Genomic DNA, 12,397 nt, shown 5'->3' with positions numbered 1-12,397 from the left:
TTTGCATTGACGCTCTAATTATTAACATATAAACTGAGGTTAACCGTTTCAATTTAGAAAGATAGCGCTTAAATAAGGTGAAAATCGGTATTTTTTAAGTTTTTATTAAGGAGGTGACAAAATTGACAAATTTGCAACAACGCCAAAATGACATCAAGTCCAGAATTGCTGAAGCGGCATTCAAGCAGCCTATTTTAAACAGCGGTTTATTATTTCATCACGATATCCGAGATAATTTCTACTATGCTTCTTATTTATTTGCAGCGTCACAGGAAGAAGCAGTCCCTTTTGAAGGGGATCGCGAGCAGGCTAAGATCAAGGCTGAGGGCATTCTGCTTCATATACTGGAACTCCAGGACCAGAATGAAGAGAGTGTGACCTACGGTCATTGGCCCTTGCATCTAAGACCTACTCCACAAGAAGCACCGAAAAATACACTTCCTGTTGAATTAATGGGAAGTTTGATGGTTTATTTCTATCAACGCTATTCAGACAATTTGAGTGAATCCTTGCGTAACTTATTTGCTGTAGCAATGCTGCATATTTATAAAAGTGATTTTTATCGCAGACCATCTGAGAATTACAACCATCACGAAGCGAAATACACGGCAGCTAAGCTTATTTTCGGACAGTTTTATGAGGATACGGCATTGTTTGAGGATGGCTGCCAAAGCTTGCGCAGTACGCTGAATCAGGTTACTTCGAGAGGCATGTCAGAATATGGGGGATTACCTTGGTTCTGGCACTGGATGCAGGCTTTTACGTGCGCTTGGGAGCTTATGAAGGATGCAGAAATTAAAGCTGAATTAGCTCGTCTATTGGACTACCTCTGGGAGGTTCGCTCGAACTATTATCTGGGAGGGGCATGGGTAGGCCCCCATTCACGGATATGGCCGCATGATATGCCAAGGGACAACAATGTACTGCATGATTATGTTCAGTTTGGCGATTTCACATTGCCTGATTACATGCCTCGAACCGAGTATGCAGGTTTTATTGCCTATGAAGCTTCGTCAGAAGTCCAGCGCACTGCCTTGCAACGTTCGACTCCGGTAGAAGTGATTCGCAGAGTTCCCCAAAAAGCAGCTCTATCTATCAGCGATAATGATGTGCTGCACAGTTATGTATATATCACAGAAAACTTTGCCCTAGGCGGTATGTGGGAACGCGTACAGGAGTTTGATAATGAACAGCATCGCTGGGATGTAGCCCTTCCGTTAGATGCGGTCCAAGGTATAAATCATTTGTATTTTTTTCACCCTGGTCAAGGCTATGCAGAAGGAGATTTACGTCATCAAAGTGAGTTTTCTGAAGTGCTTTTTCATCAAAATGCCTTGATTGCTTCCTATCAAATTCCAGACGGCCAGCCTGAATTCATCATGGGATGTCTGCCTGTAGGAGATTGGGTAGAGGAACCTAACGGACTGTTTGGATTATGCGGACATGTTTACATGGCTGTTTATGTGCAGCAGTCTTTTCAAAGGGAAGTACGCGAAGATCGATCCGTTGTCACAAGCCAAGGAAGAATGAATTCCGTTGTTGTCGAGTGTATCGACCAGCGAACAGCAGAAACCCTTCAGATAAGGGATGTACAGCAATTTGCGAATAGGATGAAGCAGAAACAACCCGTTTATACCCTTTCCAGCGAGGACGAATTGCAAATCACCTATACGACTTTGAAGGATGAAACGATGGTTTTAAGCAGTGGCCTACATAATGACAGGAAGATCATCAGACTTGTGAATGGTGAAGCTGTTGATTTCTCTAGCTATACGGTTTCTTGAAAAAAATAGAAAAGAGGATTGGACATGCCATTATTTGATTTTCCATTAGAAAAGCTAGTTACTTATGAAGGGCGTAATCCCCGCCCTGAAGATTTCGATTCTTATTGGGAGCGGGCCATTGCTGAAATGAAGGCCGTCGATCCTCAAATTGAACTTCGTCCGAGTGAATTTCAAGTGCCTTACGCCGAATGTTTTGATCTCTATTTTACAGGTGTCAAAGGGGCTCGTATTTATGCCAAATATGTTCGTCCTAAACACGCAGATAAGCCGCATCCAGCTATCGTTGAATTCCATGGTTACTCTGGAAGCTCCGGCGATTGGTTAGGTAAATTACCGTATGCCGCTCTAGGCTACTCGTTCTTTTCCATGGATTGCCGTGGTCAAGGCGGGTTATCGGAAGATACGGGAGGAGTTAAGGGGACGACGCTTCGCGGACATATCGTTCGCGGCTTAGATGATCACCCGGATCAATTGTTGTATCGGGATATTTTCTTAGATACGGCTCAACTTGCCGGCATTGCGATGAACATGCCAGAGGTTGATCCCGAGCGTGTAGGCGCATTGGGTGGCTCTCAAGGGGGCGCCTTGACGATCGCATGTGCGGCACTTGAGCCTCGTATTAAGCGGTTAGCGCCAGTTTATCCATTCCTTAGCGATTATAAGCGTGTTTGGGAAATGGACTTGGCGAAGGATGCTTATCAGGAACTGAAGGATTTCTTCCGCCGCCACGATCCACAGCACAAACGCGAAGATGAAATATTCACGAAGCTGGGCTATATTGACATTCAGAATCTGGCAGATCGCATCCAAGGTGAAGTACTGATGGCTGTTGGTCTAAGCGATACTGTATGCCCGCCTTCCACGCAGTTTGCTGCTTATAACAAAATCAAGTCGAAAAAGCAGTTTGAGTTGTACCCGGACTATGGTCACGAAGGTTTACCTGGCTTCAGCGATAAAACTTTGCAATTTATGTTGGGTCTTTAAAACTGAAACTGAAATGCCTCTCACATCTTCGTGATGGAGGGGCATTTTTTTGTTATCTATGTTGTTGTCGGAACTGACTGGGGGTTATCCCGGTTATCTTTTTGAAAAGGTGGTTAAAAAATTTCATATCCTGATAGCCGACACTTGCAGCGATATCGCTGATCTTGTGATCGATTGTTCGCAATAGCTGACAACAGGCTTCAATTCGCGCGTGCTGCACGAACTCCATGAAGGACATTCCCGTATGCTTTTTAAGCTGGCGATGAAGCTGACGTTCGCTGATCGACAATCTGGCTGCAGCTTCCTTAAGCGATATTGGGCTGCTGCAATGCCCGCGAATATAGATAAGTAGACTATCTAAGTCCTGCAGATTAGCTTTGGACGCTTCCGGAGTGAAATCCATTTTGGAGCGATACATGTAAACAAGAAGCTGGGCCACACAAGTTTGCAAAATCGTCATAAAACCGCTGCGATGAGCACTAAACTCGAAATGCAATCGTTCAAAAAGAGGCTGGAATTCCCCATTGCGCTCTTTAAAAGAAAGCCAAGCAGCGCGTTCGGTTGCCTGCATGAATAGGACGTTGAAGTCATCTTTACTTCCTCTCAATTGCAAGTGAAATAGTTGGTTTAACCATTCCTGCGTGAAAATGCAATTGTAAACCACAAGGTTATTTTTCTGAGCGAAAGATGAGGGGCGGAACACATGGGAGACGCCAACCGGAAGGAAGAAGAGATCCCCTTTGGATACGGGTAAAGAAGTATTGTCGATGTAATGTGCACCACTGCCTTCAGCGACATAGCTAATTTCAATGAAATCGTGCTTATGCTGCAGCATTTCAAATGATTCGTGAACTCGGTTGACGTACAGCGGAAGTTCCGGAAGGAAATATTGATCGCCGGGCGTTTCGATAATGCTTCGTTTAATGGTCATTTCATTTTACTCCTGTTATGTCAAATAAGGCCCTAATGAATGTCGGAATGAACCCTAAAGATAGGTACGCTCTCATCATAAAATAAAGGCAATGAAGTAACAACCATTTTCCTCCAGCTAATTTGTTTTCCTGTTAATCAAACCTAACTAGCGCACCAAAAGCCAATTCAAACTGGACAACCCTTTCTCCGTTATCCATAGTACCTGCGATCAAGCATTCTTCCGCCGGTATACCCGCTCCGGTCGACCGACCACACCATAAGACAAGTCGGCGTACAAATCGCCTGAGCTGACTAAGTGCTCGAGGTAGCGGCGGCCGGTGGAGCGGCTGACACCGATTTCTTTGGCGATTTGATCAGCGGTCAAGCCGCCGGATGCGCTTGAAATCGCTTGTACGATTTTTACCAACGTGAGCTTATCAATTCCTTTGGGCAGGAAAGAGGTGTCCAAGTTGGTTTCCTTCTTGGAGGTTCCGGACATAAGGCGATCAACATCGCTCTGATTGATCATGCCGCTTTCGTTCATCCGACTCAGTTCACGATGGAAATTCAGATAGCGTAATAGTGTTTCTTGAAGCCGATTAAAGACGAGCGGCTTAATGATATAATCAAACGCACCGCTGCGAATAGCGTCCCGAATGGCGTCTATTTCTTTGGCAGCGGTGATCATAATGACGTCTGTTTCCCGGTAATGCTGCCGAATAAAGGAAAGCATCTCTAAGCCGTTGGCGCCCGGTAAATAGACATCGAGTAGGACGAGATGCGGGGTCAGAATTTCCAACTGTTCCTTGGCTTGACTCACATCTGTGGCGATACCGACAACGTGGAATCCATCTACTTTTTCAATAAATCGTCTATTAATCTCGGCAATTTTCACATCATCTTCTACAATTAATACTTCAACGGTTTGATTCTGGTGTTCCATTGGGCAGGCTCCTTTCTTTGAGATCAGGGATCTTGGGAATCGCAACGGTGAAAATGGTGCCGCCTGCGGGGTTTTTGTGAAACGTAATGTACCCGCTCAACTTTCCGACAGCATGCTGGACCAAAGCGAGTCCAATGCCGCGGTGTTCCCCTTCTTTGGTCGAAAAGCCTTTTTCAAATACTGCCATACTCGTTTCCTCAGGAATGCCTACACCTCGATCTTCGCACTCGATAATAAGATCCTCACCAAGGTCGGTTAGAAATAACTTCACATGCGGTTCCGTCTGATCGCCACCAGCAAGTACCGCTTCCATGGCATTGTCAATAAGGTTACCGATGATGGTAACGAGCATATTTCGATCCATCTGAGTCGGGATGTCACTGAATGAGCTTTCGTGATCGATTTCGAACGTTATTTTTAATTCCTGCGCATGATTGAATTTACCAATGAGCAGCCCGCCAATCATGGGATCGGGGATTTCTCGCATAATGAACTGTACCCAATTCTGATGCACATTGGCCTCTCGTGAGATAAGTTCAACAGCTTCTTGATACGATTCGAGCTGGATTAGCCCAGAGATGACATACAGCTTGTTCGAGAATTCATGCGTTTGTGCACGGAGAGCTTCAGCGAAGCGTTTGACCTGAGAAAGTTCTTCGGCCAATCGATACAGTTCTGATTTGCTGCGAAAGCTCGAAACTGCGCCTGTCACGCCTAATTTTCGCTCAATAATTGGTACCCGATTCACAATAACCTCATGGTCGCCAATGAGCATTTCATGGTCAAATTCGGCTTTGCCCGAACGAACGACTTCATACAATCTCGTGTTCGGAATAATGTCCTCAATATGCCTTCCAGTAATCTTTGCCGTGACAGGCAGCTGCAGCAGCTGAAGGGCATATCGGTTAGCCATCGTTATAACACCCTCACGGTTAATTGCAATAATACCTTCGCGAATGGACTCTAGAATCGCCTTCTTTTCAGTATATAAGGCACCGATTTCTTTGGGTTCCAAGCCATGAATGGAACGCTTGACGTTATGGGCGATGAGGACAGAACCTACAAGTCCGATGACGAGAACGATCAAAGAGATCGTCTCGATTCGTGTTTGATACGCAGTGGTAACCAGATCAATGTCCTCTGTCAGGAAGCCAACGGATACGATACCAATCACTTGACCATTATCACCAAATACCGGAGCTTTGCCGCGGAGTGATGGACCCAAAGAACCAATTGCCTCGGAAATAATGGATTTCCCCTCAAGAACAGGTCCGTTATCTCCCCCAACCATTTCTTTGCCTATTCGATCAGGTAGAGGATGCGAATAACGGATCCCTTCACGGTTTCCAACAACGATGTATTCCGCATCTATTTTCTCACGAATCGTTTCCGCAATGGGTTGAATGACAGCTGAGGGGTCATTTAATTGAAAGGCATGCCTTATTTCAGGCATACTGGCCACAGTCTCGGCTACCTTCAAGGCGCGTGTACCAATCTGTTCCTCAAGGGCTGAGGTCATTAGGTAATAGAAAATGCCGCCAAGACTTAGGATGATAAAGACAAGCAGTGAACAAATAATCAGGATCAGCTTGGTTTGCAGTCTCATTCCCCAATAAAGCCCCCCGTTTTTGCTAGTATTGTATCATAAAGCGCTCTCATTTTGAGGGAAAACGCGTAGGAGCAGTCGTGAACAATATGAACAAAATGCCCAAAACGACGTTATTATAATTAATCTTGTTAAACTTTTCAATTTTCTATTCAGGTGATATTCTGAAAGCGCTTCAAAGAAAGCGGATACACGTATAAAACCAAAAAGATGGAGGGGTTTCTTTTGATAAAAAATGTATGGTCAGCATCTTGGAAAGTAACATCGATCAGTTTGTTAGCAATTTCCTTGGCAGCATGCGGTAATGGGGGAGCTAAACCAACAGAAGCAACGGGTGACAAAGCCAAAGAAACAACGGCACCAGCACAAGCGGCATCCAAATATCCTGAAAAAGCGATTAGCATCATTGCACCATCCGGCGCAGGCGGTGGTTGGGATATGACAGCTCGTACGATTGCCAAAGTATTGACGGAAACGAAAGCGATGGATAAGCCTATTTCGGTTGAAAATAAACCGGGCGGAGGCGGTGCCGTCTTCATGGCGGAATATGCGACTAAAGATGTGAAGGACAATTACAAATTGTTCGTAAGCTCGCCGCCGATTCTCATTAACCATCTGAAAAAAGAAGGCAACACGCCATACGGCTATGCTGACACAACACCGCTTGCTCAATTGACGAAGGATTATGGCGCGGTAGCGGTAGCGGCAAACTCGAAATATAAAGATTTAAAGTCGCTATTGGATGATTTGAAAGCAGATCCTACGAAACTGACGGTTGCTGGCGGTTCTGCACCTGGCTCTATGGATCATCTGGTTTCTATTCTTCCTGCTTTTAAATACGGAATCGACCCGAAAAAGGTGAAATACGTTTCCTATGATGGCGGCGGGGAAGCGGTAACTGCTCTGCTCGGCGGTAATGCGGATGTGCTTGGTACCGATGCATCTTCCTTGGATCAGTATGTGAAAGCAGGCAAAATCAGAGTGCTGGCGGTAGCAGCTCCACAACGACTTGGTGGCAGTATGAAAGATGTTCCTACGATGAAAGAGCAAGGTGTTGACGCTGAGTTCTTAATCTGGCGCGGTTTCTTCGGACCTAAGAATATGGATGCTGGTGCGAAAAAGTTCTGGGAAGATTCGATCAAGAAAATGGTTGATTCTGATGCATGGAAAAAAGAAATGACAGCGAACAATTGGGAAACAGACTATAAAAAAGCGGATGATTTCAAAGCTTTCTTAGGTCAGCAAGAAACGCAATTGAAAGATATGCTAACAGCTTTGGGTATGCAGAAATAAGAGAGCCTTGGGATGCTGGGAAGAAGCGAATTTTGCTTCTTCCCATGCACGAAGGGCGGGAGGTTGAGTAGGCAGATGAATACCATGTTTGACCGCTATGCAGGTATCGTTTTTTTCGCTATCGGCACCACATTTGTGATCGGCAGCAGAAGCATTTCAACAAGTGCTTACGGCAGTAATGTAGGCGCTAATATATTCCCAATGATGCTGGGGGCTTTCTTAGCACTAATGAGCATTCGTCTCATTTATGATACGTTCCGCAAGCAGCAGGCGAAAAAGCATAAAGAAAATTTGGATTACAAAAGATTTGGAATCATTTTCGTTGCAGCAGTCCTTTATGCGTTATTTCTCGAAGATATCGGATTCGTCATCTCCACGTTTCTCTTTTTAATGATTGGGTTCCAAACGATGCAAAAAGGCAGAGTTTGGGTTTCGCTTTTGATCTCAGCTGCATTCTCCTATGGGGTGTATACGCTGTATGTGAATGGTTTAGATGGGTCACTTCCTGGATTCCCAGCTTGGTTAGGCTTCTAAGATATCGCTTACGCAGTGGGTTTGCTAAAAGCAAGCTCTAAGGAGGTTATTGAAATGAGCACGATTGATTATGTGCTTCATGGCTTGGGTACTGCAATGCAGTGGCACAATGTCGTGTTTGTTTTTCTAGGCGTATTAATTGGTACCGTGGTAGGTGTCCTACCCGGGATTGGACCCATGAGCGGTGTAGCTCTGTTAATCCCGATAACAGCGACAATGACTGCAGGATTAGGTCCTGAAGAAGCCGCGACGAGCTCTATTATTCTGCTCGCTGGTGTCTATTATGGAGCGATGTACGGAGGTTCGACGACTTCCATCCTGCTGAATACACCGGGAGAATCTTCTTCCGTAGTAACGACCCTAGATGGTTATCAGATGGCTAAACAAGGCAGAGCTGGTGCTGCGCTTGCGATTTCGGCGATCGGTTCCTTTGCAGCCGGTATTATTTCTCTCATAGGACTTATCTTCCTAGCCAGGCCCTTGTCGGCAGTTGCCATCAAGTTTGGTCCTGCCGAATATTTCTCGCTCATGGTTCTCGGCTTACTCGCAATCAGCGGTCTTGCTGGCAAATCCATGGTCAAAGCCTTAATGATGACAGCCTTCGGGCTGCTGCTCGCAACGATCGGGATTGATAATGTATCCGGCGTTGAACGATTTACATTTAATATCCCTGAACTTTATCAGGGCTTGGAATTCCTGACTGTAGCTGTAGGTACATTCGCTGTCGGTGAAGTATTCAAGACCATTCTGCAGCGAGAAGGAAATGACGGCGAATTGGCCAAAATCAATCGAATCCTACCGACCAAGAAGGATTTGAAGGATAGCGCGGCACCAATCGCTCGAGGCTCGGTTCTTGGATTTTTCATCGGGCTTCTGCCTGGAGCCGGTGCCATTCTTGCTTCCTTTTTCGCTTACATTGTAGAAAAGAAAATCAGTAAAAATCCCGAGAGATTCGGGAAGGGTGCTATTGAAGGTGTAGCCTCTCCGGAAGCTGCAAATAATGCGGCGTCAGGCGGCGCTATGATTCCACTATTGACACTCGGCATTCCTTCATCCGGTACAACCGCTATTCTGATGGGTGCTTTCATTATGTACAATGTTCAGCCGGGTCCTTTGCTCTTCCAAGATCACCCGCAGCTCGCATGGGGCGTTATTGCCAGTATGTTCGTGGGCAACCTGATGCTGCTTATTCTGAATATGCCGCTTGTTAAAGTGTTTGCCAAAGTTATTGAAACACCAACGAAATATTTGATTCCATTAATTATCGTGTTTTCCGTATTCGGTGTTTACGCCGTTCAATATTCAACGTTTGATTTGCTCTTGATTATGGGATGCGGTCTTGTAGGGTACTTCTTATCGAAAAACGATTACCCGTTAGCACCATTGGTACTTGGTCTTATTCTTGGACCGATGCTGGAAAATAACATGCGCAGAGCGTTGACCATTTCGAATGGAGATTTCATGATTTTCCTACAAAAACCTGTTTCTCTCGCTTTCTTGATCATTGGATTCTTATGGTTGACGATCCCTTTAATCCTGAAGATGAGAGGCAAAAATGTTCTCGTAAACGAAGAAGCATAAGCTGGACGTAAACCCCTATGATGCTGGGTGGAGCTCTGATACCAATCAGCCTCTATCGGTAGAATAGGGGTTTCATTTCATGGAGTGAAATTCGGATGGACGTACTTTTCCTTATCGTGCTCAATGTCATTATTCCTGTATTTTTATTAATTGGGGCAGGGGCTCTGATGCATCGTGTATTTCATTTTGATATGCATACATTGTCTAAGCTCAATGCGTATTTCTTGCTCCCAGCCGTCTCTTTTACGAATATTTATCAAAGTAAGCTGGAGTGGAGCACTCTGCTGCAAATCGTTAGCTTTTTGCTTCTGCAAAGCATCGCTCTTATCACGGTGAGCAAAGGAACAGCAAAGCTGGCTAAATTTGATAAAGGCTTGTCTTCCAGCTTCTCAAATAGTGTAGTACTTAGCAATTCGGGTAATTTCGGCTTGCCGGTGTCACAGCTTGTGTTTCAGGGGAACCCGGTCGGTTTAGCTGTTCAAGTTATTGTCACCATCTATCAAAACCTTCTAACGAATACCTTTGGCTTGGTTAATGCGGTTTCCGCACAAAGCCAAGGTCAGAAGATGCTGCGGGAGCTTTTGAAAAATCCTATGATTCATGCATTTGTACTCGGGTTGCTAATGCATGTTCTGGCGATTCCAATCCCGGCTTTTATATGGCATCCGATCCAGAATGTTTCAAACGCTTTCCTTGCGGTTGCACTAGTTACTTTAGGTGCACAAAGTGCTTACTTGCAGTTTAAGCGGCTAAGCAGCGTACTTATCTTCAGTCTGCTAGGAAGACTAGTTGTCTCCCCGATCCTAGCATTAATTTTCATTTTTCTGCTTCATTTAGAAGGAACAACCGCACAAGCATTGTTTATCGCAAGCTCGTTTCCCACGTCAAGGAACAGCGCAGTATTCGCATTAGAATACGGGAATCACCCGGAATACGCAGCTCAAGTGGTACTGCTCTCTACATTGTTCAGCAGCTTGACTGTTACCATAGTCGTGTATGTATCGAAACTATTATTTTAGGCATGATGCCCTAGAAACGAGGAGTTCACTTTGAAAGATACGATTGGTGGCAAAAGCATTATTCTGCGTGTGGAGCTGCAAACGGAAGCCGTTCATTTTGGACAATTAATCACCGTGATTACGGAAAATGGCGGGGATGTTATTGCCATTGACGTTATTCAAACAGGTCCAAATTGGACAGTTCGTGATATTACGGTCACAGCATCAGAACAGATTCAACTGGAGGCCGTCACTGGCGCCATCAAATTACTTCAAGGTGTCAAGCTTGTTCATGTATCGGATCGTACCTTTCTGCTTCACCTAGGCGGCAAAATCGAGATGAAACCTAAGGTACCGATTCAAAATCGGGACGATCTGTCTCGTGTGTATACACCTGATGTTGCTCGAGTTTGTATGGCGATTCATGAGAAGCAAGAGAATGCGTACAAGCTTACGATTAAGCGGAATACGGTAGCCGTTGTTTCTGATGGCAGTGCAGTGCTAGGTTTGGGTAACATTGGACCCTACGCGGCTATGCCGGTTATGGAGGGTAAGGCGATGCTGTTCAAGCAGCTTGCGGATGTCGATGCCTTTCCAATCTGTCTAGACACGCAGAACACGGAAGAAATCATTACCACAATTAAGAATCTAGCCCCTGCTTTTGGCGGCATCAATTTAGAGGATATTTCTTCGCCACGCTGCTTCGAAATTGAGGAAAGGCTTCGCGAGGAGCTTGATATCCCCGTATTCCATGACGATCAGCATGGGACGGCAGTCGTTCTATATGCGGGACTCATTAACGCACTGAAAGTCGTTGGCAAATCGATTCATGAAGCGAAGGTTGTTGTATGCGGAATTGGGGCAGCTGGTATTGCATGCTCCAACATCCTACTCGCAGCAGGTGTCAAGGAATTGATCGGAGTCGATCGAGAAGGGGCTCTGGTGAGCAGCACTTCCTATAACAATCCCATGTGGAACTGGTATGCAGAACGGACCAACCCGAATCGACTAACGGGATCCTTGCACGAAATTATTGAAGGGGCCGATGTATTTATCGGATTATCCTCTGGTGGTGTGCTGAAACGAGGCGATGTTGAACGGATGGCGCCACGCCCCATTGTATTCGTCATGGCGAATCCGACACCGGAGATTCATCCCGACGAGATTGAGGACATTGCTGGCGTAATCGCTACTGGAAGGTCTGATTTCCCAAATCAGATTAATAATGTCCTATGCTTTCCAGGCATATTTCGAGCTGCGTTAGACTGCCAGGCTACGACAATTAATGAGGAAATGAAGCTAGCTGCTTCAGCGGCCATCGCCTCGGTTGTAGCCCCGCAAGAATTAAATAAACTGTACATTATTCCTAGTGTTTTCAATCAAGAGGTCGTTAGACGGATTCGAACAGGGGTCATTGAAGCAGCAATAAGAACTGGAGTGGCTCGGAGAATGCCGCGTGAATTCAGATCGGGGGGATCCATATGAGTGGTGTCGGGACAAGAGCGATTGTAGAAATTAACCAAGTCGCAAATCAATTTCAATCGAGCATTGTTATCAAAGTAGGTCAACGTTACATCGACGTCAAAAGTATACTTGGTTTAAGCATTACACTTTTCAGCAACGAGGTGTACCAGTTAGAAATTCACGGCCCCGACGAAGCTGAGGCTAAGCATGCAATGGAGGAGTTATTTATTAAACATGGGCTGCCGCTGAGCGAAGATTAGATAGGAATGTAGAGTTGTCAGAAAAACCTTCAACACCA

General features: G+C 45.4%; 11 protein-coding genes. 8 read left to right on the top strand and 3 right to left on the bottom strand.

Features of this window, described 5'->3' with window-relative positions; translation table 11 throughout:
• Positions 1-122 precede the first annotated feature (122 nt).
• Positions 123-1,784 carry a hypothetical protein gene (locus G519_RS0113695; protein WP_029195182.1) on the top strand — a complete coding sequence of 554 codons (1,662 nt, stop codon included), beginning with the start codon at positions 123-125 and terminating at the stop codon, positions 1,782-1,784.
• Between the two features lie 24 nt (positions 1,785-1,808).
• Positions 1,809-2,768 (top strand): acetylxylan esterase, encoded by a 960-nt coding sequence (locus G519_RS0113690; RefSeq protein ID WP_029195181.1) that lies wholly within the window; start codon positions 1,809-1,811, stop codon positions 2,766-2,768.
• A gap of 52 nt (positions 2,769-2,820) precedes the next feature.
• On the opposite strand, the gene G519_RS0113685 is transcribed toward G519_RS0113690, so the two are convergent.
• The 3 genes from G519_RS0113685 to G519_RS0113675 form a co-directional block, all read right to left on the bottom strand.
• The gene (locus G519_RS0113685; protein WP_029195180.1) at positions 2,821-3,699 is read right to left on the bottom strand and encodes a helix-turn-helix domain-containing protein; all 879 of its coding nucleotides are present in this window, start codon (positions 3,697-3,699) and stop codon (positions 2,821-2,823) included.
• 210 nt (positions 3,700-3,909) lie between these two features.
• Complete coding sequence (locus G519_RS0113680; RefSeq protein ID WP_029195179.1) at positions 3,910-4,623, bottom strand: DUF977 family protein; 714 nt, start codon at positions 4,621-4,623, stop codon at positions 3,910-3,912.
• Complete coding sequence (locus G519_RS0113675) at positions 4,598-6,229, bottom strand: ATP-binding protein (RefSeq protein WP_029195178.1); 1,632 nt, start codon at positions 6,227-6,229, stop codon at positions 4,598-4,600. Before G519_RS0113675 ends, G519_RS0113680 begins: the two co-directional genes overlap by 26 nt.
• A 210-nt stretch (positions 6,230-6,439) precedes the next feature.
• Between G519_RS0113675 and G519_RS0113670 the strand changes: the two genes are divergently transcribed.
• From G519_RS0113670 to G519_RS0113645, 6 genes are all read left to right on the top strand, one after another.
• Positions 6,440-7,522, top strand: a complete 1,083-nt coding sequence (locus tag G519_RS0113670; RefSeq protein ID WP_174806655.1) for a Bug family tripartite tricarboxylate transporter substrate binding protein — start codon at positions 6,440-6,442, stop codon at positions 7,520-7,522.
• A 75-nt stretch (positions 7,523-7,597) separates the two neighbouring features.
• The gene (locus G519_RS0113665) at positions 7,598-8,056 is read left to right on the top strand and encodes a tripartite tricarboxylate transporter TctB family protein (protein ID WP_029195176.1); all 459 of its coding nucleotides are present in this window, start codon (positions 7,598-7,600) and stop codon (positions 8,054-8,056) included.
• Positions 8,057-8,110: 54 nt separating this feature from the next.
• Positions 8,111-9,637 (top strand): tripartite tricarboxylate transporter permease, encoded by a 1,527-nt coding sequence (locus G519_RS0113660; RefSeq protein ID WP_029195175.1) that lies wholly within the window; start codon positions 8,111-8,113, stop codon positions 9,635-9,637.
• 95 nt (positions 9,638-9,732) lie between these two features.
• A complete protein-coding gene (locus G519_RS0113655; protein WP_029195174.1) occupies positions 9,733-10,656 on the top strand; it encodes an AEC family transporter in 924 nt (307 codons plus the stop codon).
• A 30-nt stretch (positions 10,657-10,686) separates the two neighbouring features.
• Positions 10,687-12,120, top strand: coding sequence for an NAD-dependent malic enzyme (locus tag G519_RS0113650; RefSeq protein WP_029195173.1), 1,434 nt, complete (start codon positions 10,687-10,689; stop codon positions 12,118-12,120).
• Entirely contained in the window at positions 12,117-12,359 is a 243-nt protein-coding gene (locus G519_RS0113645; RefSeq protein WP_029195172.1) for an HPr family phosphocarrier protein, read from the top strand. The genes G519_RS0113650 and G519_RS0113645 overlap by 4 nt, the downstream gene beginning before the upstream one ends.
• Positions 12,360-12,397 lie beyond the last annotated feature (38 nt).

The sequence above is a fragment of the Paenibacillus alginolyticus DSM 5050 = NBRC 15375 genome, assembly GCF_000422905.1.
Lineage (GTDB): Bacteria > Bacillota > Bacilli > Paenibacillales > NBRC-103111 > Paenibacillus_E > Paenibacillus_E alginolyticus.
The sequence above is the reverse complement of the archived record's forward strand: the minus strand, read 5'-3'. Positions and strand labels throughout refer to the sequence as shown.

Bases quoted from the DNA above. Each gene is read 5' to 3' on its own strand.
- G519_RS0113690 (WP_029195181.1), top strand. From the start codon at position 1,809: ATGCCATTATTTGATTTTCCATTAGAAAAGCTAGTTACTTATGAAGGG.
- G519_RS0113685 (WP_029195180.1), bottom strand. From the start codon at position 3,699: ATGACCATTAAACGAAGCATTATCGAAACGCCCGGCGATCAATATTTC.
- G519_RS0113680 (WP_029195179.1), bottom strand. From the start codon at position 4,623: ATGGAACACCAGAATCAAACCGTTGAAGTATTAATTGTAGAAGATGAT.
- G519_RS0113675 (WP_029195178.1), bottom strand. From the start codon at position 6,229: ATGAGACTGCAAACCAAGCTGATCCTGATTATTTGTTCACTGCTTGTC.
- G519_RS0113670 (WP_174806655.1), top strand. From the start codon at position 6,440: ATGGAGGGGTTTCTTTTGATAAAAAATGTATGGTCAGCATCTTGGAAA.
- G519_RS0113665 (WP_029195176.1), top strand. From the start codon at position 7,598: ATGAATACCATGTTTGACCGCTATGCAGGTATCGTTTTTTTCGCTATC.
- G519_RS0113660 (WP_029195175.1), top strand. From the start codon at position 8,111: ATGAGCACGATTGATTATGTGCTTCATGGCTTGGGTACTGCAATGCAG.
- G519_RS0113655 (WP_029195174.1), top strand. From the start codon at position 9,733: ATGGACGTACTTTTCCTTATCGTGCTCAATGTCATTATTCCTGTATTT.
- G519_RS0113645 (WP_029195172.1), top strand. From the start codon at position 12,117: ATGAGTGGTGTCGGGACAAGAGCGATTGTAGAAATTAACCAAGTCGCA.